This is a genomic window from Escherichia sp. F1 (assembly GCF_046764225.1).
Lineage (GTDB): Bacteria > Pseudomonadota > Gammaproteobacteria > Enterobacterales > Enterobacteriaceae > Escherichia > Escherichia coli.
In genome coordinates, this window is the sequence record NZ_CP177202.1 from 1,680,115 (window position 1) to 1,706,406 (window position 26,292).

Here is a 26,292-nt window from a genome sequence, read left to right on the forward strand (position 1 = left end):
GCGTGCTTGTGCCTGTCTCTTGTGGGAACAGGGCTTGCTAATGCTGATGATTCGCTTCCTTCCAGTAACTATGCGCCGCCCGCCGGGGGAACATTCTTTTTGCTCGCTGACAGCAGTTTTAGCAGCAGTGAAGAGGCGAAAGTGCGACTGGAAGCGCCGGGGCGTGATTATCGACGCTATCAGATGGAAGAGTACGGCGGTGTGGACGTTCGTCTGTATCGTATTCCTGACCCGATGGCATTTTTGCGCCAGCAGAAAAATCTGCATCGCATTGTGGTACAACCGCAATATCTGGGCGACGGGCTGAACAATACGCTGACCTGGCTGTGGGATAACTGGTACGGCAAATCTCGCCGCGTGATGCAGCGTACTTTTTCTTCTCAGTCTCGGCAGAATGTGACTCAGGCGTTACCCGAATTACAGCTCGGCAATGCCATTGTTAAACCTTCCCGTTATGTACAGAACAGCCAGTTTTCACCGCTGAAAAAATATCCACTGGTGGAACAGTTCCGTTATCCACTATGGCAGGCTAAACCGGTCGAGCCGCAGCAAGGGGTAAAACTGGAAGGCGCATCCAGCAATTTCATCTCGCCGCAGCCGGGTAACATCTATATTCCTCTCGGCAAACAAGAGCCGGGACTGTACCTCGTCGAGGCGATGGTCGGTGGATATCGGGCGACGACGGTGGTATTTGTCTCTGATACCGTGGCGCTTAGCAAAGTGTCGGGTAACGAGCTCCTGGTGTGGACCGCGGGTAAAAAACAGGGGGAAGCGAAGCCGGGATCAGAGATCTTGTGGACTGACGGTCTTGGCGTGATGACCCGCGGTGTGACCGATGACAGCGGTACCTTGCAGTTACAACATATATCGCCGGAACGTTCATACATTCTGGGTAAAGATGCTGAAGGCGGCGTTTTTGTCTCCGAGAATTTTTTCTACGAAAGCGAAATCTACAACACCCGCTTGTATATCTTTACCGACCGCCCTCTGTATCGTGCAGGCGATCGTGTTGATGTCAAAGTGATGGGCCGCGAGTTCCACGACCCGTTGCATTCATCCCCCATCGTCAGCGCCCCGGCGAAGCTTTCAGTGCTGGACGCCAACGGCAGTCTGTTGCAAACCGTCAATGTCACGCTTGATGCGCGTAATGGCGGGCAGGGGAGTTTCCGCCTGCCAGAAAATGCCGTCGCCGGAGGTTATGAGTTACGCCTGGCTTACCGCAAACAGGTCTATAGCAGCAGTTTTCGCGTGGCAAACTACATCAAGCCACATTTCGAGATTGGTTTAGCTCTCGACAAAAAAGAGTTCAAAACAGGCGAAGCGGTCAGCGGCAAACTGCAACTGCTTTACCCGGATGGAGAGCCGGTAAAAGATGCCCGCGTGCAGTTAAGTTTGCGATCCCAACAACTGTCGATGGTGGGCAACGATTTGCGTTATGCCGGACGTTTTCCCGTGTCGCTGGAAGGCAGTGAAACGGTGTCCGACGATAGCGGTCATGTGGCGTTAAATCTCCCCGCCGCTGATAAACCAAGCCGTTATTTGTTAACCGTCTCCGCCAGTGACGGTGCGGCGTATCGAGTTACCACCACCAAAGAGATCCTCATTGAACGTGGCCTGGCGCATTATTCATTAAGCACCTCCGCACAATACAGTAATAGCGGCGAGTCGGTTGTGTTCCGTTATGCCGCGCTGGAATCTTCAAAACAGGTTCCTGTTACGTATGAATGGTTGCGTCTCGAAGACCGCACGAGCCATAGCGGAGAGCTACCGTCAGGCGGCAAATCCTTTACCGTCAATTTCGATAAACCTGGCAACTACAATCTGACATTACGCGATAAAGACGGCTTAATTCTCGCTGGGTTAAGTCATGCCGTCAGCGGTAAGGGCAGCACGGCGCATACTGGTACGGTAGATATCGTGGCAGATAAAACGCTGTACCAGCTTGGCGAAACCGCGAAGATGCTGATTACCTTCCCGGAGCCAATTGATGAAGCATTATTGACGCTGGAACGCGATCGCGTTGAACAGCAGTCGCTGCTTTCGCATCCGGCAAACTGGCTGACGCTACAACGTTTAAACGATACCCAGTATGAAGCCCGCATACCAGTGAGCAATTCCTTTGCGCCTAACATCACTTTTTCGGTGCTGTATACCCGTAACGGTCAGTACAGTTTTCAGAACGCCGGGATCAAAGTTGCCGTTCCTCAGCTTGATATCCGGGTGAAAACGGACAAAACCCATTACCAGCCTGGTGAACTGGTCAATGTCGAATTAACCTCGTCGCTGAAAGGTAAACCTGTTTCTGCGCAGCTAACGGTAGGCGTGGTCGATGAAATGATCTACGCGCTGCAACCAGAAATCGCGCCGAATATCGGCAAATTTTTCTATCCGCTGGGGCGTAACAATGTACGCACCAGTTCCAGCCTGTCATTTATCAGCTACGATCAGGCGCTCTCCAGCGAGCCGGTTGCGCCTGGCGCGACTAACCGCAGCGAGCGACGAGTAAAAATGCTTGAACGTCCACGGCGTGAAGAGGTGGATACCGCGGCATGGATGCCGTCACTCACAACCGATAAACAAGGCAAAGCGTATTTCACGTTCCTGATGCCTGATTCGTTAACCCGCTGGCGCATTACCGCCAGAGGGATGAACGGCGACGGGCTGGTCGGGCAGGGGCGTGCTTATCTTCGTTCGGAAAAAAATCTCTACATGAAGTGGAGTATGCCAACGGTGTATCGCATGGGCGACAAACCGGCAGCAGGACTGTTTATCTTCAGTCAGCAGGATAACGAACCGGTGGCGCTGGTGACTAAATTTGCAGGCGCTGAGATGCGCCAGACGCTGACGCTGCACAAAGGGGCGAATTATATTTCGCTGACGCAGAACATTCAGCAATCTGGCTTGTTAAGCGCAGAACTGCAACAAAATGGGCAAGTGCAGGACAGCATTAGCACAAAACTGTCTTTTGTGGATAACAGCTGGCCCGTTGAACAGCAGAAAAATGTCATGCTCGCCGGTGGCGATAACGCGCTGATGTTGCCCGAGCAGGCGAGCAATATCCGGCTACAAAGTAGTGAAACGCCGCAGGAGATTTTCCGTAACAATCTTGATGCGTTAGTCGATGAACCGTGGGGTGGCGTGATCAACACCGGTAGCCGTCTGATCCCGCTCAGTCTCGCCTGGCGTTCGCTTGCCGATCATCAAAGTGCCGCCGCTAACGACATTCGTCAGATGATTCAGGATAACCGTCTGCGGCTGATGCAACTGGCGGGGCCCGGAGCGCGCTTTACCTGGTGGGGTGAAGATGGCAATGGTGACGCCTTCCTTACGGCATGGGCATGGTACGCCGACTGGCAGGCCAGCCAGGCGCTCGGCGTAACGCAGCAACCGGAATACTGGCAACATATGCTCGACAGTTATGCCGAGCAGGCGGACAACATGCCGTTATTGCATCGGGCGCTGGTGCTGGCGTGGGCACAGGAGATGAATCTGCCGTGCAAAACGTTGTTGAAAGGGTTGGATGAAGCTATCGCCCGGCGCGGAACTAAAACTGAAGATTTCTCTGAGGAAGACACCCGCGATATCAATGACAGCCTGATCCTCGATACACCGGAATCTCCACTGGCAGATGCGGTGGCAAACGTCTTAACCATGACGTTGCTGAAAAAAGCGCAGTTGAAGTCCACGGTGATGCCACAGGTTCAGCAATATGCGTGGGATAAAGCGGCAAACAGCAATCAGCCGCTGGCGCACACGGTTGTGCTGCTCAATAGCGGGGGCGACGCTACCCAGGCGGCTGCTATTTTAAGTGGTTTGACCGCTGAGCAATCCACTATTGAACGCGCGCTGGCCATGAACTGGCTGGCGAAATATATGGCGACAATGCCTCCGGTTGTGTTGCCTGCGCCTGCGGGCGCATGGGCCAAACATAAGTTAACTGGAGGGGGCGAATACTGGCGTTGGGTTGGTCAGGGCGTGCCGGACATTCTCTCTTTTGGTGACGAATTATCGCCGCAAAATGTGCAGGTCCGCTGGCGTGAACCGGCAAAAACGGCCCAACAAAGTAACATTCCGGTGACCGTTGAACGTCAGTTGTATCGGCTTATCCCTGGTGAAGAAGAGATGAGCTTTACTCTGCAGCCGGTGACCAGCAATGAGATTGACAGCGATGCGCTGTATCTCGATGAAATCACGCTTACCAGCGAGCAGGATGCAGTTCTGCGCTACGGTCAGGTGGAAGTACCGCTCCCGCCGGGGGCTGACGTTGAGAGGACAACGTGGGGCATTTCGGTCAATAAACCCAACGCCGCGAAACAGCAGGGGCAGTTGCTGGAAAAAGCGCGAAATGAAATGGGCGAACTGGCCTATATGGTGCCGGTGAAAGAACTTACGGGAACGGTCACTTTCCGCCATTTGCTGCGCTTCTCGCAAAAAGGGCAATTCGTTCTGCCTCCTGCTCGTTATGTGCGTTCCTATGCACCTGCACAGCAAAGTGTTGCGGCAGGGAGCGAATGGACCGGGATGCAGGTGAAATAAGTGAACTGGCGCAGAATCGTCTGGCTATTAGCGTTGGTTACTCTGCCAACGCTTGCGGAGGAGACGCCGTTACAACTGGCGCTGCGGGGCGCGCAGCACGATCAACTGTATCAGCTGTCGTCATCAGGCGTGACCAAAGTCTCGGCATTACCTGACACACTCACCACGCCGTTAGGAAGTTTGTGGAAACTGTATGTTTACGCCTGGCTGGAGGATACCCATCAACCGGAGCAGCCCTACCAGTGTCGCGGAAACTCCCCGGAAGAGGTTTATTGTTGTCAGGCTGGGGAGAGCATAACGCGCGATACCGCGCTGGTACGTTCCTGTGGGCTCTATTTTGCGCCGCAGCGGTTGCATATTAGCGCAGATGTGTGGGGGCAATACTGGCAACAGCGTCAGGCACCTGCGTGGTTAGCGTCTCTTACTACGCTGAAGCCAGAAACCTCGGTAACGGTTAAATCACTGCTTGATTCATTAGCGACGTTACCCGCGCAAAACAAAGCTCAGGAAGTCTTACTGGATGTGGTGCTGGACGAGGCGAAAATCGGTGTCGCATCTATGCTCGGTAGTCGGGTACGGGGGAAAACCTGGAGCTGGTTTGCTGATGATAAGCAGGAAATCCGTCAGGGTGGTTTTGCTGGCTGGTTAACCGATGGTACACCGCTGTGGGTTACTGGCAGCGGCACCAGCAAAACGGTACTGACCCGTTATGCGACGGTGCTTAATCGGATTTTGCCAGTGCCGACGCAAGTTGCCAGTGGGCAATGTGTAGAGGTGGAGCTGTTTGCCCGCTATCCGCTGAAGAAAATCACAGCGGAAAAGAGTACGACGGCAGTAAAACCCGGCGTACTTAATGGGCGCTATCGTGTGACGTTTACCAATGGTAACCACATTACGTTTGTCAGCCACGGTGAGACGACCTTACTGAGCGAAAAGGGCAAACTGAAATTGCAGTCGCATCTCGATCGTGAAGAGTACGTTGCCAGAGTTCTGGATCGCGAGGCGAAAAGTACGCCCCCTGAGGCAGCGAAAGCCATGACCGTGGCGATTCGCACTTTTTTACAGCAAAACGCCAATCGGGAAGGCGATTGCCTGACCATCCCCGACAGTAGCGCCACGCAGCGTGTTTCTGCTTCGCCAGCGACCACGGGGGCGCGAACGATGACCGCCTGGACGCAGGATCTTATCTATGCTGGCGATCCGGTTCATTATCATGGCAGTCGCGCTACCGAAGGGACGCTTTCCTGGCGGCAAGCCACGGCCCAGGCGGGGCAGGGAGAGCGTTACGACCAGATACTCGCGTTTGCTTATCCCGACAACAGCCTTAGCCGCTGGGGAGCGCCGCGCTCAACCTGCCAGTTATTACCCAAAGCGAAAGCCTGGCTGGCGAAAAAAATGCCGCAGTGGCGGCGTATGTTACAAGGCGAGACGGGGTACAACGAACCAGACGTGTTTGCGGTCTGTCGTTTAGTCTCAGGTTTCCCCTATACCGATCGGCAGCAGAAACGGCTGTTTATTCGTAACTTCTTTACGCTTCAGGAGCGGCTCGATTTAACCCATGAGTATCTGCACCTGGCCTTTGATGGTTATCCCACCGGGCTTGATGAGAACTATATCGAAACGCTGACCCGACAATTATTAATGGACTAATGCTATGCGAAAGATTTTTCTTCCGTTGTTACTGGTGGCGCTTTCGCCTGTCGCTCACAGTGAAGGTGTGCAGGAAGTCGAGATTGATGCACCGCTCTCTGGCTGGCATCCGGCAGAGGGCGAAGATGCCAGTTTTTCACAATCGATCAATTACCCGGCGTCGTCCGTCAACATGGCAGATGATCAAAATATCTCAGCGCAGATCCGCGGCAAAATAAAGAATTATGCTGCGGCGGGTAAAGTTCAGCAGGGCCGGCTGGTGGTCAACGGTGCCAGTATGCCGCAGAGAATTGAATCCGATGGTTCATTTGCACGCCCTTATATTTTCACTGAAGGCAGCAACAGCGTGCAGGTCATCAGCCCGGATGGGCAAAGCCGGCAAAAAATGCAGTTTTACTCAACGCCGGGCGCTGGAGTGATCCGCGCGCGTTTACGGCTGGTTCTCTCCTGGGATACGGACAATACCGACCTCGACCTTCACGTTGTTACACCTGATGGCGAACACGCCTGGTACGGTAACACCGTGCTGAAAAACAGTGGTGCACTGGATATGGATGTCACGACGGGGTACGGCCCCGAGATTTTCGCCATGCCAGCGCCGATTCACGGACGTTATCAGGTGTATATCAACTACTATGGAGGACGCAGCGAAACGGAATTGACGACCGCCCAACTGACGCTGATCACCGATGAAGGATCGGTCAATGAGAAACAGGAAACTTTCATTGTACCGATGCGTAATGCTGGCGAGTTGACGCTGGTGAAAAGTTTTGACTGGTGATCCATTCTTTCACACAATCTGGCTCTCTCTTTTTTCAGATAAGACTGCTGGGCGATCTGCCGACGCCAGGATATAACCATTAACAAGCGTCGGCAGATTGGTCATTTCTTGTTGTTCGTACTGAAAACTGTCCATTTACTCCGGCTTTCCTGATTAAGGCAATGGTTTCTAAGCGATACGCATTATTGCAATGGTGACAGAACATTGCGGTAACACGCTTTTACCGCTACCTTAACCACACTCCATCGGTCACCTGAGGCGGAGCTTCGCCCCTTTGAAATACCTTGCTTCTTTTCGTACAACCCTGAAAGCCTCGCGCTACATGTTCAGAGCATTGGCGTTAGTGCTCTGGCTGTTGATTGCTTTTTCATCCGTTTTTTACATCGTTAATGCGTTACATCAGCGAGAATCGGAAATTCGTCAGGAATTTAATCTGAGTTCCGATCAGGCTCAGCGCTTTATTCAACGCACCTCTGATGTGATGAAAGAGCTGAAGTACATAGCTGAAAATCGCTTATCGGCAGAAAACGGTGTGCTTTCCCCGCGTGGACGAGAAACGCAGACGGATGTGCCTGCGTTTGAACCGCTGTTTGCCGACTCCGATTGTTCCGCAATGAGTAACACTTGGCGAGGTTCTCTGGAGTCATTGGCGTGGTTTATGCGCTACTGGCGCGATAATTTTTCTGCGGCTTACGATCTCAACCGGGTATTTTTAATCGGCAGCGATAACCTTTGCATGGCCAATTTCGGTCTGCGTGATATGCCAGTGGAACGCGATACCGCGTTGAAAGCTTTGCATGAACGCATCAATAAATATCGAAATGCACCACAAGACGATAGCGGCAGTAACCTCTACTGGATCAGCGAAGGTCCGCGCCCTGGCGTCGGGTATTTTTACGCGTTGACGCCAGTTTATCTGGCGAACCGGTTGCAGGCGCTTTTGGGTGTCGAGCAGACTATCCGGATGGAGAATTTTTTCTTACCAGGTACGTTGCCGATGGGGGTTACCATTCTTGATGAAAATGGTCATACCCTGATTTCGCTTACCGGACCAGAAAGTAAAATTAAGGGCGATCCTCGCTGGATGCAGGAACGCTCCTGGTTTGGCTATACGGAAGGGTTCCGGGAGCTGGTGCTGAAGAAAAATCTGCCACCCTCATCGCTAAGCATCGTGTATTCGGTGCCGGTTGATAAGGTGCTGGAACGCATTCGCATGTTGATCCTTAACGCAATTTTGCTGAATGTGCTTGCCGGAGCTGCATTGTTTACTCTCGCGCGGATGTACGAGCGACGTATTTTCATTCCGGCGGAAAGCGACGCCCTGCGACTGGAAGAACATGAGCAGTTTAATCGCAAGATTGTCGCCTCCGCGCCAGTGGGTATCTGCATTTTGCGTACCGCTGATGGCGTCAATATTTTAAGTAACGAACTGGCGCATACCTATCTCAATATGCTTACGCATGAGGATCGCCAACGACTGACGCAAATTATCTGTGGGCAGCAGGTCAATTTTGTTGATGTCCTGACCAGCAACAATACCAATCTGCAAATCAGCTTCGTCCATTCGCGCTATCGTAATGAAAACGTGGCCATTTGTGTGCTGGTGGATGTTTCTTCGCGCGTGAAGATGGAAGAGTCGTTGCAGGAGATGGCACAAGCAGCGGAACAGGCGAGCCAGTCAAAATCGATGTTCCTTGCCACCGTCAGTCATGAGCTGCGAACGCCGCTGTATGGCATTATCGGTAACCTGGATCTGTTGCAAACCAAAGAGTTACCGAAAGGCGTCGATCGTCTGGTGACGGCAATGAACAACTCTTCCAGCCTGTTGTTGAAAATTATCAGCGATATTCTCGATTTCTCGAAGATTGAATCGGAACAGTTGAAGATCGAACCGCGTGAGTTTTCACCGCGTGAAGTGATGAACCACATCACCGCCAACTATTTACCGCTGGTGGTACGCAAGCAGTTAGGCTTGTACTGCTTTATTGAACCGGATGTGCCAGTGGCCTTAAATGGCGACCCGATGCGTTTACAGCAGGTCATCTCCAACCTGTTGAGTAACGCCATAAAATTCACCGATACCGGCTGTATAGTTTTGCATGTTCGCACTGATGGCGATTATCTCTCTATCCGTGTTCGCGATACCGGCGTGGGGATTCCGGCGAAAGAAGTGGTGCGCTTGTTTGATCCCTTCTTCCAGGTCGGAACGGGCGTACAGCGTAACTTCCAGGGGACCGGTCTGGGTCTGGCGATTTGTGAAAAACTGATCAGCATGATGGACGGCGATATCTCGGTAGATTCAGAACCGGGAATGGGTAGCCAGTTTACCGTGCGTATTCCGTTGTACGGCGCTCAGTACCCGCAGAAAAAAGGCGTGGAAGGGTTGAGTGGTAAACGCTGCTGGCTGGCGGTCCGCAATGCGTCGCTCTGTCAGTTCCTGGAAACCAGTTTGCAGCGCAGCGGCATCGTCGTTACAACATACGAAGGGCAGGAACCGACTCCCGAAGATGTGTTAATTACTGACGAGGTAGTGAACAAAAAATGGCAGGGCAGAGCGGTAGTGACCTTCTGTCGTCGCCATATTGGTATTCCGCTGGAGAAAGCGCTAGGGGAGTGGGTACACAGTGTGGCTGCCCCGCATGAGCTACCGGCATTGTTGGCGCGTATTTATTTGATCGAGATGGAGAGCGATGATCCTGCTAACGCTCTGCCGTCGACGGACAAAGCGGTCAGCGATAACGACGATATGATGATTCTGGTCGTGGATGATCATCCGATTAACCGGCGTCTTCTGGCAGATCAGTTGGGATCGTTGGGCTATCAATGTAAAACCGCGAATGATGGCGTCGATGCGCTTAATGTACTTAGCAAGAATCATATTGATATCGTGCTTAGCGACGTCAACATGCCAAATATGGATGGTTACCGCTTAACGCAACGCATTCGTCAGTTGGGACTGACGTTGCCGGTAATCGGAGTAACTGCTAATGCGTTGGCTGAAGAGAAGCAGCGGTGTCTGGAGTCCGGTATGGACAGCTGCCTGTCGAAGCCGGTAACGCTGGATGTGATAAAACAGACGCTGACGGTATATGCCGAGAGGGTCAGGAAATCGCGGGAATCGTAGGCTGTATAAGACGTTTACGCCGCATCTGGCATTCAGTGCAAATGCCAGATGCGACGCTGGTGCGTCTTATCTGGCCTACTTTGCTGTAATCCATTGAAATAATGGGAATCGTAGGCCGGATAAGGCGTTTACGCCGCATCCGGCATTCAGTGCAAATGCCAGATGCGACGCTGACGCGTCTTATCTGGCCTACAGGTGATTAGTCTTTATCTGCCGGACTTAACGTCACTGAAGAGAGATAATTCAGCAGAGCAATATCGTTCTCGACACCCAGCTTCATCATCGCAGATTTCTTCTGGCTACTGATGGTTTTGATACTGCGGTTCAGCTTTTTAGCGATCTCGGTCACCAGGAAACCTTCCGCAAACAGGCGCAGCACTTCACTCTCTTTTGGCGAGAGACGCTTGTCACCGTAACCTCCAGCACTGATTTTTTCCAACAGGCGAGAAACGCTTTCCGGGGTAAATTTCTTCCCTTTCTGCAGCGCGGCGAGAGCTTTCGGCAGATCGGTCGGTGCACCTTGTTTCAGCACGATCCCTTCGATATCCAGATCCAATACCGCACTAAGAATCGCCGGGTTGTTGTTCATAGTCAGAACAATGATCGACAGGCTTGGGAAATGGCGCTTGATGTACTTGATTAAGGTAATGCCATCGCCGTACTTATCGCCAGGCATGGAGAGATCGGTAATCAACACATGCGCATCCAGTTTCGGCAGGTTGTTGATCAGTGCTGTAGAGTCTTCAAATTCGCCGACAACATTCACCCACTCAATTTGCTCAAGTGATTTGCGAATACCGAACAAGACTATCGGATGGTCATCGGCAATAATTACGTTCATATTGTTCATGTAATAGGCTACCTTGCTACAGCAAGCTCTTGACATAACTGTCAATGTCGCTGATGTATTTTTCTATTCCTGGAACATCCTTCTCACGAATCAGATGTTCCAGCGTTTCACATAACTGCTTGCCGGGTACCAGATTTAGCATGGCAAATACGCCTTTAAGACGATGAGCCGTTTGGGCTAACGCAGCAAAGTCACTGGTTGCTGCTTCAGTATACAGCCTCTTAACATCATCCGGTACTGTGTCTACAAAGAGCGCATAATAGCCGCTGGCATGGAGTTGCGCATTTTCATCTCCGCCCAGAGGCGATTCTGTCACCTCTTCCTGCGCCAGTTGCACTTCAATTAATTGTAAGACCGCTTCCTGCATAGCGTTGCTCATATTGAAGTTGACGCACAATTGACCAGGCCCAATTTCCCGTACGCCAGACTCATCATCGCTTAAAAGCAAGCCAGAGGCAGTAAGATTAGACGGATTATCCGTTAAAAAGATATCATAATCTTGACTAATTAATCTTTCATCGGGTGTGATACAGGTTGCACCCCAATTTTCTAACTGGCGAGTGACAATATTCCGAATTTCTGCCGAAGTAACATCCACCATTACGCAGACATCATCCAGTAAACGCTCTTCTTCCTCTTCAACTTCCGGGTCAGCTGCGAGCATTTTGATATGCACAGAGTAGCGTGTACCAAGCCCATCCCGCGTTTTGATGTTTAAATGACCGCCCAGTTTACGCGCCAGTTGATCGCTCAGCCAGAATGCCAGCGGGTCCGCCTTGCCATAGCGATCGTTTTGGGTCTGGTTGATAAACGGGAAGTGCAAATTATCCATTTCATGAATACTTACGCCTTCTCCGGTGTCCAGAATGCGGAACGTCAGGCGGTCTTCGGAGGACTCATCCTGATCAACCTCAAGGGTGATTTTTCCCAATTGTGTTGAGGTCACGGCATATTGCATCAGTAGCAGCAAAATGCGTCGTAAGGCATCGCGATCGCCGCGGCGCATATCGTGTGCTTTCAGATGATTGTTAATCAGCAGTTGCAGACCTTTACGCTTGATGGCAGGCAACACTGAAGGCACAACTTCATCAATCAAATCCTGCACAGAGAACAGCACCGTCTCACTTTTCCAGCTATCGTCCGCAAGCATGTTCGCTAACTGTATTTCATCGACCAGCCGCACCAGCACATCTGCCTGATTCGCCAGTTGTTTGCTTTCCGGGGCGTTGAGTTTAGCTGCGCTCTCCGCCAGGGACTGTGCAGGTTCTTTCAGCGCATCGCCAATGTTTTTCATAAAGGTCATCCGCCCCTGCTGGTTTTTCTCATACAGACGCTGCGCCTGCTTGAGTTTCTTGTTTACCAGCACTTCGCGATCCTGATCGCGAATAATGAAAATTTGTGTGCGCGGCGCGACCTGGCTGCGGAACATGCGGATCTCATACAGCTCGTTATTGATCGTCGCCTGAATAATCCCCTGATGTTGTTCCGCCATGGTGGTGATGTTTTGCAGATTCAAATGCGGCAGCAAATGATCGGCAATTTTGTTACTTATGACAGTGCGGTTCGATTCCTGATCGTGAACCAGCAGGCCGAGCGGCAGCAGTGAGACTATCTCTTCATTGATTGCCCGTAAAATGCGCAATTCGTTATTGACCGCCGTGTTGGGTAGACTTTCTGTACTGCGACTGGAGAAATGGCGGAATGTGGTATAGCCAAATAACGCCAGCGCCAGCAAACCGATGTTCAGCAGCAGTGGCAGCAGAATGTTTTGCAACGTATCCAGCAATAAGGTGCCATAAGGAACCTGCCAGACCAGGCGCATATCGGTAGAGTTGAGTGCTGAGGAGATTTCAATCTTCGTACTGTTAAAGTGGATACTGACGCTATCCGTCCCTTCTTTCTCATTATCATTGTTTCCCGTTGCCGTCGCGTCTGGCTCAAGGCGGAAACTGTCCAGCGGCATACCCGGTGGGATCAAATCATTAATCGGCAGATCAAAAGCCACAACCGTTGCCAGATGTCCCGGCTGGTTAAAGGTGGTACGCAAGGTAAAGTAATGACCGTTCTGCCAGGCCAGGCGGCGCATGTTAGAAAAGCTTTCGCGTTCATCGAGGGCGTTGGCCTGTTGCAACATCTCTGCACGACGTGAATCAACAATGTCGCTGACGGTCGATTCTTTAAATCCGGAGGTGAGATCTTTGAGGGGCAGGGTTGAGATCAGCACCAGACTGTTATCCTGACCATTCAGGTAATACATCGACCACGGTACATTTTCTGCGCCCCACAATGTATCCAGATAAGTGGACATCCGTTGAGTCATCTCAAGCGTTGAGTTGTCGTGAGAGCCAAAGATTAACGCTTCCGTTTTGCGGCGTGGTTTCTCCAGATAGTAGACATCCTGTTTCAGGCGCGTCTCTTGTAAACCTTCGCCGGAGGAGGGGGAGGTCGTCGCGGCAATGTTGTCGTAAATCTGCCAGGTCACGTAACGCCAGGTATCGACGCGCTTTTGGATTGCGTGGGTAATGTCGACAATCTGGTAACTTTTATCTTTCAGCCAGGCGTTAACGGCACTTTGTACCATTACCCCCATCGTCACCAGTAACACAATGATCAACAGTAAAAAGAAGCGGGTAATGCTCCCCGGTAGGAGTGAAAAGCGGGTCGTGGCCGTTGTCTCTTTCTGACGCATTCGTGTTTATGACCTGTTAAAACTTCGCGAAGTGATAGGGCAGTATAAAGGGTACAGTGTGAAATTCCAGACTCTTACCTGATTGATGATTTTCTATTCTCCCGTGATATTTATCATCCTGCATTGGGGGAAATAGATGTACAAGCGCCATTTTGCTGTACAAATAACCTACAAAAAGCCCAACGAAATTAATTGCAAATAAACGAAGATTGCTGGAAATTATGCTGATGTTAATTATTTGTGAAATAGTTAACAGGCGTTATAGTTTTTCTGTGGTAGCACAGAATAATGAAAAGTGTGTAAAGAAGGGTAAAAAAAACCGGATGCGAGGCATCCGGTTGAAATAGGGGTAAACAGACATTCAGAAATGAATGACGGTAATAAATAAAGTTAATGATGATAGCGGGAGTTATTCTAGTTGCGAGTGAAGGTTTTGTTTTGACATTCAGTGCTGTCAAATACTTAAGAATAAGTTATTGATTTTAACCTTGAATTATTATTGCTTGATGTTAGGTGCTTATTTCGCCATTCCACAATAATCTTAAAAAGTTCCTTTGCATTTACATTTTGAAACATCTATAGCGATAAATGAAACATCTTAAAAGTTTTAGTATCATATTCGTGTTGGATTATTCTGCATTTTTGGGGAGAATGGACTTGCCGACTGATTAATGAGGGTTAATCAGTATGCAGTGGCATAAAAAAGCAAATAAAGGCATATAACAGAGGGTTAATAACATGAAAGTTAAAGTACTGTCCCTCCTGGTCCCAGCTCTGCTGGTAGCAGGCGCAGCAAACGCTGCTGAAGTTTACAACAAAGACGGCAACAAATTAGATCTGTACGGTAAAGTAGACGGCCTGCACTATTTCTCTGACAACAAGTCAGAAGACGGCGACCAGACCTATGTACGTCTTGGTTTCAAAGGCGAAACTCAGGTTACTGACCAGCTGACCGGTTACGGCCAGTGGGAATATCAGATCCAGGGCAATACCTCTGAAGACAACAAAGAAAACTCCTGGACCCGTGTGGCATTCGCAGGTCTGAAATTCCAGGATGTTGGTTCTTTCGACTACGGTCGTAACTACGGCGTTGTTTACGACGTAACTTCCTGGACCGACGTACTGCCAGAATTCGGTGGCGACACTTACGGTTCTGACAACTTCATGCAGCAGCGTGGTAACGGCTTCGCGACCTACCGTAACACTGACTTCTTCGGTCTGGTTGACGGCCTGAACTTTGCTGTTCAGTACCAGGGCAAAAACGGTAGCGTAAGCGGCGAAGGCATGACCAACAACGGTCGTGATGCTCTGCGTCAGAACGGCGACGGCGTTGGCGGTTCTATCACTTATGATTACGAAGGCTTCGGTATCGGTGCTGCAGTTTCCAGCTCCAAACGTACTGATGCTCAGAACACCGCTGCTTACATCGGTAACGGCGACCGTGCTGAAACCTACACTGGTGGTCTGAAATACGACGCTAACAACATCTACTTGGCTGCTCAGTACACCCAGACCTACAACGCAACTCGCGTAGGTTCCCTGGGTTGGGCGAACAAAGCACAGAACTTCGAAGCTGTTGCTCAGTACCAGTTCGACTTCGGTCTGCGCCCGTCTGTAGCATACCTGCAGTCTAAAGGTAAAAACCTGGGCACCATCGGTACTCGTAACTACGACGACGAAGATATCCTGAAATATGTTGATGTTGGTGCTACTTACTACTTCAACAAAAACATGTCCACCTATGTTGACTACAAAATCAACCTGCTGGACGACAACCAGTTCACTCGTGACGCTGGCATCAACACTGATAACATCGTAGCTCTGGGTCTGGTTTACCAGTTCTAATCTCGATTGATATCGAACAAAGGGCCTGCGGGCCCTTTTTTCATTGTTTTCAGCGTACAAACACAGTTTTTTGGTGTACTCTTGCGACCGTTCGCATGAGGATAATCACGTATGGAAATAAGCTTTACCCGCGTGGCACTGCTGGCTGCCGCGCTCTTCTTTGTTGGTTGCGATCAAAAACCACAACCCGCCAAAACCCACGCTACTGAAGTTACCGTTCTTGAAGGCAAAACTATGGGTACCTTCTGGCGTGCCAGCATCCCGGGCATTGACGCCAAACGCAGTGCCGAACTTAAAGAAAAGATTCAGACCCAGCTGGACGCCGACGATCAGCTGCTTTCGACCTATAAAAAAGATTCCGCGCTGATGCGCTTTAACGACTCGCAAAGTTTGTCGCCGTGGCCAGTAAGTGAAGCGATGGCCGATATCGTCACCACCTCGCTACGCATTGGCGCGAAGACCGATGGCGCGATGGATATAACCGTCGGGCCGCTGGTGAATCTGTGGGGTTTCGGTCCGGAACAACAGCCGGTTCAAACTCCGAGCCAGGAACAGATCGATGCGATGAAAGCCACAACCGGCTTACAGCACCTGACGGTCATTAATCAGTCTCACCAGCAATATCTGCAAAAAGACCTGCCGGATTTATATGTCGATCTCTCTACCGTCGGTGAAGGTTATGCGGCGGATCACCTGGCACGCTTGATGGAGCAGGAAGGGATTTCCCGCTATCTGGTGTCGGTGGGCGGCGCGCTGAACAGCCGTGGTATGAACGGTGCAGGCCAGCCGTGGCGGGTAGCGATTCAAAAACCAACCGATAAAGAAAACGCGGTTCAGGCCGTGGTGGATATCAACGGTCATGGGATTAGCACCTCTGGCAGCTACCGTAACTATTACGAACTGGACGGTAAACGTCTTTCTCATGTTATCGATCCGCAAACCGGGCGTCCTATCGAACACAATCTGGTATCCGTGACGGTGATTGCCCCGACGGCGCTGGAGGCCGATGCCTGGGATACTGGCTTGATGGTACTGGGGCCGGAGAAAGCCAAAGAGGTTGTTCGCCGGGAAGGGCTGGCGGTTTATATGATCACCAAAGAGGGCGATAATTTTAAAACCTGGATGTCGCCGCAGTTTAAAAGCTTCCTTATCAGCGAAAAAAATTAAAGCGCAAGATTGTTGGTTTTTGCGCGATGGTGACCGGGCAGACTAAAGGCTATCCTTAACCAGGGAGCTGATTATGAAAAACGCCACATGCTTAACTGACGATCAACGCTGGCAATCTGTCTTAGCCCGCGACCCGAATGCCGACGGCGAATTCGTTTTCGCCGTGCGCACCACGGGTATCTTTTGCCGTCCGTCTTGCCGCGCCAGACATGCCTTGCGGGAAAACGTCTCCTTCTACGCAAATGCCAGCGAGGCGCTTGCCGCCGGATTTCGCCCCTGCAAACGTTGTCAGCCAGACAAAGCCAATGCCCAGCAACATCGGTTGGATAAAATCACCCACGCGTGTCGACTGCTGGAACAGGAAACGCCTGTAACGCTGGAAGCCTTAGCCGACCAGGTGGTGATGAGTCCATTTCATCTGCATCGGTTGTTTAAAGCGACTACCGGAATGACGCCTAAAGCCTGGCAACAGGCCTGGCGCGCTCGCCGTTTGCGCGAATCGCTGGCGAAAGGGGAGAGCGTGACGACGTCTATTCTTAACGCCGGATTTCCCGACAGCAGCAGTTACTACCGCAAAGCTGACGAAACGCTGGGCATGACGGCTAAACAATTCAGTCACGGTGGCGAAAATCTGGCGGTGCGTTACGCGCTGGCTGATTGTGAGCTGGGCCGGTGCCTGGTGGCAGAAAGCGAGCGGGGGATTTGCGCGATATTACTGGGCGATGATGACGGGATGTTGATTAACGAACTCCGTCAAATGTTTCCTGCCGCAGACAATGCGCCTGCTGACCTGATGTTTCAGCAACATGTGTGTGACGTGATTGCCAGCCTCAATCAACGCGATACGCCGCTGACGTTACCGCTGGACATTCGCGGCACTGCTTTTCAGCAACAAGTCTGGCAGGCACTGCGCACGATACCTTGCGGTGAAACCGTCAGTTATCAGCAACTGGCGAACGCCATCGGCAAACCGAAAGCGGTACGTGCCGTTGCCAGCGCCTGTGCCGCCAACAAGCTCGCTATCGTTATACCTTGCCATCGGGTGGTCCGTGGTGATGGCACACTTTCCGGTTACCGCTGGGGTGTGTCGCGCAAAGCGCAACTGCTGCGCCGCGAAGCTGAAAATGAGGAGAGGTAATGTTGGATCTGTTTGCCGATGCTGAACCGTGGCAAGAGCCACTGGCGGCTGGTGCGGTAATTTTACGGCGTTTTGCTTTTAACGCTGCGGAGCAACTGATCCGCGATATTAATGACGTTGCCAGCCAGTCGCCGTTTCGCCAGATGGTTACCCCCGGGGGATATACCATGTCGGTGGCGATGACCAACTGTGGGCATCTGGGCTGGACGACCCATCGGCAAGGTTATCTCTATTCGCCCATTGATCCGCAAACAAATAAACCGTGGCCCGCCATGCCGCAGAGTTTTCATAATTTATGTCAACGTGCGGCTACGGCGGCGGGCTATCCAGATTTCCAGCCAGATGCTTGTCTTATCAACCGCTACGCTCCTGGCGCGAAACTGTCGCTGCATCAGGATAAAGACGAACCGGATCTGCGCGCGCCGATTGTTTCTGTTTCTCTGGGCTTACCCGCGATTTTTCAATTTGGCGGCCTGAAACGAAATGATCCGCTAAAACGTTTGTTGTTGGAACATGGCGATGTGGTGGTATGGGGCGGTGAATCGCGGCTGTTTTATCATGGCATTCAACCGTTGAAAGCGGGGTTTCATCCACTCACCACCGACTGCCGCTACAACCTGACATTCCGTCAGGCAGGTAAAAAAGAATAAAAATAAGAATTATTATTGCTGTGCGCGCGAAGATGTTTAAACTGCGGGCTGTAATTCATTGTCCGGGTTTTCTGCATGGAACTTCTTGTACTTGTCTGGCGGCAGTATCGCTGGCCATTTATCAGTGTGATGGCGCTAAGCCTCGCCAGTGCGGCTTTAGGCATTGGCTTAATTGCTTTTATCAATCAGCGCCTTATCGAAACGGCAGATACCAGTCTGCTGGTGTTGCCGGAGTTTCTGGGATTATTGCTGCTGTTGATGGCAGTCACTCTCGGATCGCAACTGGCGCTCACCACTTTAGGACATCACTTCGTTTACCGACTGCGTAGCGAATTTATCAAGCGGATTCTGGATACCCATGTTGAGCGCATTGAACAACTTGGTAGCGCCTCGTTGTTGGCGGGGTTAACCAGCGATGTGCGCAATATCACCATTGCTTTTGTGCGTCTGCCGGAACTGGTGCAGGGGATCATCCTCACTATCGGTTCCGCGGCGTACTTGTGGATGCTGTCGGGCAAAATGTTGCTGGTAACGGCTATCTGGATGGCAGTCACCATCTGGGGCGGTTTTGTGCTGGTGGCGCGGGTTTACAAACATATGGCGACCCTGCGTGAAACCGAAGACAAGCTGTACACGGATTTTCAAACCGTACTCGAAGGGCGCAAAGAGCTGACTCTGAACCGTGAACGCGCCGAGTATGTGTTTAACAACCTCTACATTCCTGATGCGCAAGAGTATCGCCATCATATTATCCGCGCAGACACCTTCCATCTTAGTGCCGTGAACTGGTCAAACATCATGATGCTGGGCGCTATCGGCCTGGTGTTCTGGATGGCGAACAGTCTCGGTTGGGCTGATACCAACGTTGCCGCGACCTATTCGTTGACGCTGTTATTCCTGCGTACGCCGCTGCTTTCGGCGGTTGGCGCATTACCGACGCTGCTGACGGCGCAGGTGGCGTTTAACAAGCTGAACAAATTCGCGCTCGCGCCTTTCAAAGCAGAGTTTCCGCGCCCGCAGGCGTTTCCCAACTGGCAAACGCTGGAGCTGCGTAACGTGACGTTTGCTTATCAGGATAACGCGTTTTCCGTTGGTCCGATTAATCTCACCATCAAACGTGGCGAGCTGCTGTTTCTGATTGGCGGCAACGGTAGCGGAAAATCGACGCTGGCGATGTTGCTGACGGGCTTGTACCAACCACAAAGCGGCGAAATCTTGCTGGATGGCAACCCTGTCAGCGGCGAACAACCGGAAGATTATCGCAAACTGTTTTCGGCAGTGTTTACCGATGTCTGGCTGTTTGATCAACTGCTGGGGCCGGAGGGGCAACCCGCTAACCCGCAACTGGTTGAGAAGTGGCTGGCGCAGCTGAAAATGGCTCATAAGCTTGAGTTAAGTAACGGGCGTATTGTTAACCTGAAGTTATCGAAAGGGCAGAAAAAACGCGTGGCGCTGTTGCTGGCGCTGGCAGAAGAACGCGATATTATGCTGCTGGATGAATGGGCGGCGGATCAGGATCCACACTTCCGTCGTGAGTTTTATCAGGTGTTGCTGCCGCTGATGCAGGAGATGGGTAAAACTATTTTCGCCATCAGTCATGATGATCATTACTTTATCCACGCCGACCGCCTGCTGGAAATGCGCAACGGGCAACTTAGCGAGCTGATAGGCGAAGAGCGCGATGCTGCTTCGCGTGATGCCGTTGCCCGGACGGCATAATATTACGACGCTGACCTGGCGGACTGCTGCCGCCGGGTCAATATTCTAAAAATCCCTTCATTTCTAATAACCCTATAATTAATCAACGAAATTATAATGTTTCTAAAATTAGAATATAATTTATAAACATTATTTAAATGTTGTTACTTAAGTGTTACCGTTGATGCCGCGCAAATCTCACCTGCAATAAAGCGACTAAAAGTAAGGCATTAACAAGATGAAAAAAGTGACTGCCATGCTCTTCTCGATGGCCGTGGGGCTTAATGCCGTTTCGATGGCGGCAAAAGCGAAAGCGTCCGAGGAGCAGGAAACTGATGTACTGTTGATTGGCGGCGGCATTATGAGCGCCACGTTGGGGACCTATTTACGCGAGCTGGAGCCTGAATGGTCGATGACCATGGTGGAGCGCCTGGAGGGTGTCGCGCAGGAGAGTTCGAACGGCTGGAACAACGCCGGAACCGGGCATTCTGCACTGATGGAACTCAATTACACTCCGCAAAACGCCGATGGCAGCATCAGTATTGAAAAAGCAGTCGCCATTAACGAAGCATTTCAGATTTCCCGCCAGTTCTGGGCGCACCAGGTCGAGCGCGGCGTGCTGCGTACTCCGCGTTCATTTATCAATACCGTTCCGCATATGAGCTTTGTCTGGGGCGAGGATAACGTCAATTTCCTGCGCGCCCGTTACGCCGCGTTACAACAAAGCTCGCTGTTTCGTGGTATGCGTTACTCTGAAGATCACGCGCAGATCAAAGAGTGGGCACCGTTAGTGATGGAAGGGCGCGATCCGCAACAGAAAGTGGCAGCCACGCGTACGGAAATCGGTACTGATGTGAACTATGGCGAGATCACCCGCCAGTTAATTGCTTCCTTGCAGAAGAAATCTAATTTTTCGCTGCAACTCAGCAGCGAAGTCCGCGCCCTAAAGCGTAATGACGATAACACCTGGACCGTCACTGTTGCCGATCTGAAAAACGGCACTGCACAGAACATCCGCGCCAAATTTGTCTTTATCGGCGCGGGCGGTGCGGCGCTGAAGTTGTTACAGGAATCGGGGATTCCGGAAGCGAAAGACTACGCCGGTTTCCCGGTGGGCGGTCAGTTCCTTGTTTCGGAAAACCCGGACGTGGTTAATCACCATCTGGCGAAGGTTTACGGTAAAGCATCCGTTGGCGCACCACCGATGTCGGTTCCGCATATCGATACCCGTGTTCTGGACGGTAAACGCGTCGTGCTGTTTGGGCCATTTGCCACCTTCTCAACCAAATTCCTCAAAAACGGTTCATTGTGGGATCTGATGAGTTCCACCACCACCTCTAACGTGATGCCGATGATGCACGTCGGGCTGGATAATTTCGATCTGGTTAAATATCTGGTGAGTCAGGTGATGTTGAGTGAAGAGGATCGTTTTGAAGCGTTGAAAGAGTACTATCCGCAGGCGAAAAAAGAGGACTGGCGTTTGTGGCAAGCGGGGCAGCGCGTACAGATTATCAAGCGTGATGCCGAGAAAGGTGGCGTACTGCGTCTGGGTACCGAAGTGGTCAGCGACCAGCAAGGGACTATTGCCGCGCTGCTGGGGGCATCGCCAGGTGCGTCAACCGCCGCGCCGGTTATGTTGAATCTGCTGGAAAAAGTATTTGGCGATCGCGTTTCCAGCCCGCAATGGCAGGCAACGTTGAAGGCGATCGTTCCGTCTTATGGACGCAAGCTGAACGGTGATGTAGCGGCAACGGAGCGCGAGTTGCAGTACACCAGCGAAGTGCTGGGGCTGAAATACGACAAACCGCAAGCAGCAGATAGTACGCCGAAACCGCAGTTGAAACCGCAACCCGTTCAAAAAGAAGTGGCGGATATTGCGTTGTAATGATGTGCCACATCCGGCATGGTATGCCGGATGTGGCGTATGCTGATAAGACGCGCCAGCGTCGCACCAGGCAACCGGCTTGGGCGTTAGATGTCGGATGCGGCGTGACCGCCTTATCCGACCTACGGGGTGGAGCACTTCACGGCAGTTTAGCGGACTACCGCGTTGTCAATTTTCTCTTCCGCCTTCCAGATGCGGTACTTCACATCCACATTGTCTGGCGTATACACCACGATCGGCAGCTTGCTGTTATAACGCAGCATTCCGGCATCGCCCAGATACGCGGTGACAAATTTCTTCTCTTTCTTGCCATCCGGGCAGGCCATCATCGTCGAAACCGGGGAACTGACTTTATCAAAGACATAATAATCATAGCCCCAGCCTTCCAGCGTTTTGCTTTCCAGCTTCCCGCCGAGACGATGTAAATTGCAGTCGACTTCCAGCGTCTGACCGATTAACAGTTCTACTTTCAGGGTAGATTCATCTTCTTGCGGGGTTAACTGAATCACCTGACGCTTCATGCCTTTTTCAGCTTGTGGATAAGGCGCGATTTTTTCCAGTGGCTGGACGCTCTCTGCCGCCCAGGCGGAGGTGGTGGCGAAAGCGGCAAACAATACTGCAGGTAGAATGGTCTTCATTTTTGCTTTCCTTCTTCATTTATAGGTTTTCACCGATGATGTCGCTGAAGGTTAACATATTCATCAGATTTATTAATTTGCTTTATGAATAACTTAAAGAACATTCAGATAATTTTACCTGCTCTTTTAGTGTTAAATTCTGATGAGAGAGCAAACCAACAGAAATATTTCTGGTGAATTAATCGCTATATAAATATGTTTATAACCATTTGAAATGTGAGCAAAAGCCCGTTTTTGCCACGCTTCCCGCCACTCTTTTGATCCTGCTACAGGTTTTACCCCGATCGGGGTATGCATCTTTGACACATCCTTTAATATCTTAGCGGCTATAAAAATGGCTTATTAATTATGCGGTTTATTTGGTCGCTCTCAATTTTCAGAGCGCGTTAATGATGGAAGGTCAATGTGAAGATTGATGCATCCCGTCGGGGCATACTCACTGGTCGCTGGCGCAAAGCCAGTAACGGTATCCGTCCGCCCTGGTCCGGTGATGAATCTCATTTTCTGACCCATTGCACCCGCTGCGACGCCTGTATTAATGCTTGTGAAAACAACATTCTGCAACGCGGCGCGGGCGGCTATCCGAGCGTTAACTTCAAAAATAACGAGTGCAGCTTCTGTTACGCCTGCGCGCAGGCTTGCCCCGAATCGCTATTTTCTCCGCGCCACACCAGGGCCTGGGATTTGCAGTTCACCATTGGGGACGCGTGCCTGGCGTATCAGTCAGTTGAATGCCGCCGCTGTCAGGATAGCTGTGAGCCAATGGCAATTATCTTTCGCCCGACGCTCTCCGGGATCTACCAGCCGCAACTTAATAGCCAACTTTGCAACGGATGTGGAGCATGTGCAGCCAGCTGTCCGGTATCAGCCATAACTGCGGAGTATCTCCATGCACACTAACTGGCAAGTTTGCAGCCTGGTCGTGCAGGCCAAAAGCGAACGAATTTCAGACATCAGCACCCAACTGAACGCCTTTCCCGGCTGTGAAGTTGCTGTCAGCGACGCGCCGAGCGGTCAGTTGATTGTGGTGGTGGAAGCAGAAGACAGCGAAACGCTGATCCAAACCATTGAGTCAGTACGCAACGTAGAGGGCGTGCTGGCGGTGTCGCTGGTTTATCACCAGCAGGAAGAGCAAGGTGAGGAAACACCATGAAACTCAGTCGTCGTAGCTTTATGAAAGCTAACGCCGTTGCGGCCGCTGCGGCGGCTGCCGGTCTCAGCGTGCCGGGCGTTGCCCGCGCCGTTGTTGGTCAGCAGGAAGCCATTAAATGGGATAAAGCGCCGTGCCGTTTCTGCGGTACTGGTTGCGGCGTTCTGGTCGGAACGCAGCAGGGGCGTGTGGTGGCCTGTCAGGGCGACCCGGACGCACCGGTTAACCGTGGTCTGAACTGCATTAAGGGCTATTTCCTGCCCAAAATCATGTACGGTAAAGACCGTTTGACGCAGCCGCTTCTGCGTATGAAAAACGGTAAATATGACAAAGAAGGCGAATTTACCCCAATCACCTGGGATCAGGCCTTCGATGTGATGGAAGAGAAATTCAAAACCGCCCTGAAAGAAAAAGGGCCGGAGTCGATCGGTATGTTCGGTTCTGGTCAGTGGACTATCTGGGAAGGTTATGCCGCGTCCAAGCTGTTTAAAGCGGGCTTCCGTTCGAACAACATCGACCCGAACGCGCGTCACTGTATGGCGTCGGCAGTAGTTGGCTTTATGCGTACCTTTGGTATGGATGAGCCGATGGGCTGCTATGACGACATCGAGCAGGCTGACGCGTTTGTGCTGTGGGGCGCTAACATGGCGGAGATGCACCCGATCCTCTGGTCACGCATCACTAACCGTCGTCTCTCTAACCAGAACGTCACCGTGGCGGTGCTTTCTACCTACCAGCATCGTAGCTTCGAGCTGGCGGATAACGGCATCATCTTTACGCCGCAATCTGACCTGGTGATCCTGAACTACATCGCCAACTATATCATTCAAAACAATGCGATAAATCAGGACTTCTTCAGCAAGCACGTTAACCTGCGCAAAGGGGCGACGGACATCGGCTACGGTTTACGTCCGACCCATCCGCTGGAAAAAGCAGCGAAGAATCCGGGTTCTGACGCCTCCGAACCGATGAGCTTTGAAGATTACAAAGCCTTCGTTGCCGAGTATACGCTGGAAAAAACCGCCGAAATGACTGGCGTACCAAAAGATCAGCTGGAACAACTGGCGCAGCTGTATGCCGATCCGAACAAGAAAGTCATCTCCTACTGGACGATGGGCTTCAACCAGCATACTCGTGGCGTGTGGGCCAACAACCTGGTCTACAACCTGCACCTGCTGACCGGAAAAATCTCCCAACCAGGTTGCGGTCCGTTCTCCCTGACCGGGCAGCCTTCTGCGTGCGGTACTGCGCGTGAAGTGGGCACCTTTGCTCACCGTCTGCCTGCGGACATGGTGGTGACTAACGAGAAACACCGTGATATTTGCGAGAAGAAGTGGAATATCCCGAGTGGCACCATTCCGGCGAAAATCGGTCTGCATGCGGTAGCACAAGACCGTGCGCTGAAAGACGGCAAGCTGAATGTTTACTGGACCATGTGTACCAACAACATGCAGGCCGGGCCGAACATCAATGAAGAGCGTATGCCGGGCTGGCGCGATCCGCGCAACTTCATCATCGTCTCCGATCCGTATCCGACAGTCAGTGCGCTGGCCGCCGACTTGATCCTGCCGACCGCAATGTGGGTAGAAAAAGAGGGTGCTTACGGTAACGCCGAACGCCGTACTCAGTTCTGGCGTCAGCAGGTACAGGCACCGGGCGAAGCGAAATCGGATCTCTGGCAGTTAGTCCAGTTCTCCCGCCGCTTCAAAACTGAAGAAGTATGGCCGGAAGAGCTGCTGGCGAAGAAACCGGAACTGCGTGGCAAAACGCTGTACGAAGTTCTGTATGCCACCCCGGAAGTGAGCAAATTCCCGGTATCCGAACTGGCGGAAGATCAGCTGAACGATGAATCCCGCGAGCTGGGCTTCTATCTGCAAAAAGGGCTGTTCGAAGAGTACGCATGGTTTGGTCGCGGTCACGGTCACGATCTGGCACCGTTCGATGACTACCACAAAGCGCGCGGTCTGCGCTGGCCGGTGGTGAACGGTAAAGAAACGCAGTGGCGTTACAGCGAAGGTAACGACCCGTACGTGAAAGCGGGCGAAGGCTACAAGTTCTACGGTAAACCGGATGGCAAAGCGGTGATCTTCGCGCTGCCGTTCGAACCGGCGGCGGAAGCACCGGATGAAGAGTACGACCTGTGGCTCTCTACCGGACGCGTCCTGGAGCACTGGCACACCGGCAGTATGACTCGCCGTGTGCCGGAACTGCACCGCGCCTTCCCGGAAGCGGTCCTGTTTATTCACCCGCTGGATGCGAAAGCGCGCGATCTGCGCCGTGGCGACAAAGTGAAAGTGGTTTCTCGCCGTGGCGAAGTGATCTCGATTGTCGAAACGCGCGGTCGTAACCGTCCGCCACAGGGCCTGGTGTACATGCCGTTCTTCGACGCCGCACAGCTGGTTAACAAACTGACGCTGGACGCGACCGATCCGCTCTCGAAAGAGACGGACTTCAAGAAGTGCGCGGTCAAACTGGAGAAGGTGTAAGCCAT

At 51.9% G+C, this 26,292-nt stretch carries 18 protein-coding genes; 13 read left to right on the forward strand and 5 right to left on the reverse strand.

Features of this window, described 5'->3' with window-relative positions:
- Positions 1 to 21 precede the first annotated feature (21 nt).
- Genes ACK8NJ_RS08145 through ACK8NJ_RS08155 form a run of 3 tightly spaced genes read left to right on the forward strand, consistent with a single transcriptional unit; the run spans position 22 to position 6,967 of the window.
- Complete coding sequence (locus ACK8NJ_RS08145) at positions 22 to 4,536, forward strand: alpha-2-macroglobulin family protein (RefSeq protein ID WP_024195896.1); 4,515 nt, start codon at positions 22 to 24, stop codon at positions 4,534 to 4,536.
- A complete protein-coding gene (locus ACK8NJ_RS08150) occupies positions 4,537 to 6,186 on the forward strand; it encodes a YfaQ family protein (protein ID WP_411962331.1) in 1,650 nt (549 codons plus the stop codon). It abuts the gene before it with no gap.
- A 4-nt stretch (positions 6,187 to 6,190) separates the two neighbouring features.
- A complete protein-coding gene (locus ACK8NJ_RS08155) occupies positions 6,191 to 6,967 on the forward strand; it encodes a YfaP family protein (RefSeq protein ID WP_001559478.1) in 777 nt (258 codons plus the stop codon).
- A 9-nt stretch (positions 6,968 to 6,976) separates the two neighbouring features.
- Here ACK8NJ_RS08155 and ACK8NJ_RS08160 read toward each other — a convergent pair whose 3' ends face one another.
- Positions 6,977 to 7,102 (reverse strand): hypothetical protein, encoded by a 126-nt coding sequence (locus ACK8NJ_RS08160; protein ID WP_001559477.1) that lies wholly within the window; start codon positions 7,100 to 7,102, stop codon positions 6,977 to 6,979.
- Positions 7,103 to 7,241: 139 nt separating this feature from the next.
- Between ACK8NJ_RS08160 and rcsC the strand changes: the two genes are divergently transcribed.
- Entirely contained in the window at positions 7,242 to 10,091 is a 2,850-nt protein-coding gene (gene rcsC, locus ACK8NJ_RS08165; RefSeq protein WP_411962332.1) for a two-component system sensor histidine kinase RcsC, read from the forward strand.
- A 199-nt stretch (positions 10,092 to 10,290) separates the two neighbouring features.
- Here the strand turns inward: rcsC and rcsB are convergent, their stop codons facing one another.
- Together rcsB and rcsD are read right to left on the reverse strand one after the other, a co-directional pair.
- Positions 10,291 to 10,941: a response regulator transcription factor RcsB gene (gene rcsB / locus ACK8NJ_RS08170; RefSeq protein ID WP_001061917.1), complete on the reverse strand. Its 651-nt coding sequence runs from the start codon at positions 10,939 to 10,941 to the stop codon at positions 10,291 to 10,293.
- A gap of 16 nt (positions 10,942 to 10,957) precedes the next feature.
- Positions 10,958 to 13,630: a phosphotransferase RcsD gene (gene rcsD / locus ACK8NJ_RS08175; protein WP_001249123.1), complete on the reverse strand. Its 2,673-nt coding sequence runs from the start codon at positions 13,628 to 13,630 to the stop codon at positions 10,958 to 10,960.
- 738 nt (positions 13,631 to 14,368) lie between these two features.
- Between rcsD and ompC the strand changes: the two genes are divergently transcribed.
- The 6 genes from ompC (at position 14,369) to mqo (ending at position 22,013) form a co-directional block, all read left to right on the forward strand.
- Positions 14,369 to 15,475 carry a porin OmpC gene (ompC, locus tag ACK8NJ_RS08180; protein WP_000865594.1) on the forward strand — a complete coding sequence of 369 codons (1,107 nt, stop codon included), beginning with the start codon at positions 14,369 to 14,371 and terminating at the stop codon, positions 15,473 to 15,475.
- Between the two features lie 111 nt (positions 15,476 to 15,586).
- Positions 15,587 to 16,642, forward strand: a complete 1,056-nt coding sequence (gene apbE, locus ACK8NJ_RS08185) for an FAD:protein FMN transferase ApbE (RefSeq protein ID WP_411962333.1) — start codon at positions 15,587 to 15,589, stop codon at positions 16,640 to 16,642.
- A 73-nt stretch (positions 16,643 to 16,715) separates the two neighbouring features.
- Positions 16,716 to 17,780, forward strand: a complete 1,065-nt coding sequence (ada, locus tag ACK8NJ_RS08190) for a bifunctional DNA-binding transcriptional regulator/O6-methylguanine-DNA methyltransferase Ada (RefSeq protein WP_411962334.1) — start codon at positions 16,716 to 16,718, stop codon at positions 17,778 to 17,780.
- Positions 17,780 to 18,430: a DNA oxidative demethylase AlkB gene (alkB, locus tag ACK8NJ_RS08195; RefSeq protein WP_000884972.1), complete on the forward strand. Its 651-nt coding sequence runs from the start codon at positions 17,780 to 17,782 to the stop codon at positions 18,428 to 18,430. The genes ada and alkB overlap by 1 nt, the downstream gene beginning before the upstream one ends.
- Positions 18,431 to 18,505: 75 nt before the next feature.
- On the forward strand, positions 18,506 to 20,149 hold the full coding sequence (gene yojI, locus ACK8NJ_RS08200; RefSeq protein ID WP_411962335.1) for a microcin J25 efflux ABC transporter YojI: 1,644 nt from the start codon (positions 18,506 to 18,508) through the stop codon (positions 20,147 to 20,149).
- A 217-nt stretch (positions 20,150 to 20,366) separates the two neighbouring features.
- Entirely contained in the window at positions 20,367 to 22,013 is a 1,647-nt protein-coding gene (mqo, locus tag ACK8NJ_RS08205) for a malate dehydrogenase (quinone) (RefSeq protein ID WP_411962336.1), read from the forward strand.
- A 149-nt stretch (positions 22,014 to 22,162) separates the two neighbouring features.
- Here mqo and eco read toward each other — a convergent pair whose 3' ends face one another.
- Positions 22,163 to 22,651: a serine protease inhibitor ecotin gene (gene eco / locus ACK8NJ_RS08210; protein WP_000849212.1), complete on the reverse strand. Its 489-nt coding sequence runs from the start codon at positions 22,649 to 22,651 to the stop codon at positions 22,163 to 22,165.
- A gap of 132 nt (positions 22,652 to 22,783) precedes the next feature.
- Positions 22,784 to 22,948, reverse strand: coding sequence for a protein YojO (gene yojO / locus ACK8NJ_RS08215; protein ID WP_001296837.1), 165 nt, complete (start codon positions 22,946 to 22,948; stop codon positions 22,784 to 22,786).
- Between the two features lie 108 nt (positions 22,949 to 23,056).
- Here yojO and napF point away from each other — a divergent pair, with 108 nt between their 5' ends.
- Genes napF through napA form a run of 3 tightly spaced genes read left to right on the forward strand, consistent with a single transcriptional unit; the run spans position 23,057 to position 26,287 of the window.
- Positions 23,057 to 23,551 (forward strand): ferredoxin-type protein NapF, encoded by a 495-nt coding sequence (napF, locus tag ACK8NJ_RS08220; RefSeq protein WP_000686723.1) that lies wholly within the window; start codon positions 23,057 to 23,059, stop codon positions 23,549 to 23,551.
- A complete protein-coding gene (gene napD / locus ACK8NJ_RS08225) occupies positions 23,541 to 23,804 on the forward strand; it encodes a chaperone NapD (protein WP_000557378.1) in 264 nt (87 codons plus the stop codon). Before napF ends, napD begins: the two co-directional genes overlap by 11 nt.
- On the forward strand, positions 23,801 to 26,287 hold the full coding sequence (napA, locus tag ACK8NJ_RS08230; RefSeq protein ID WP_000778067.1) for a periplasmic nitrate reductase subunit alpha: 2,487 nt from the start codon (positions 23,801 to 23,803) through the stop codon (positions 26,285 to 26,287). Before napD ends, napA begins: the two co-directional genes overlap by 4 nt.
- The last annotated feature ends 5 nt before the right edge of the window (positions 26,288 to 26,292 follow it).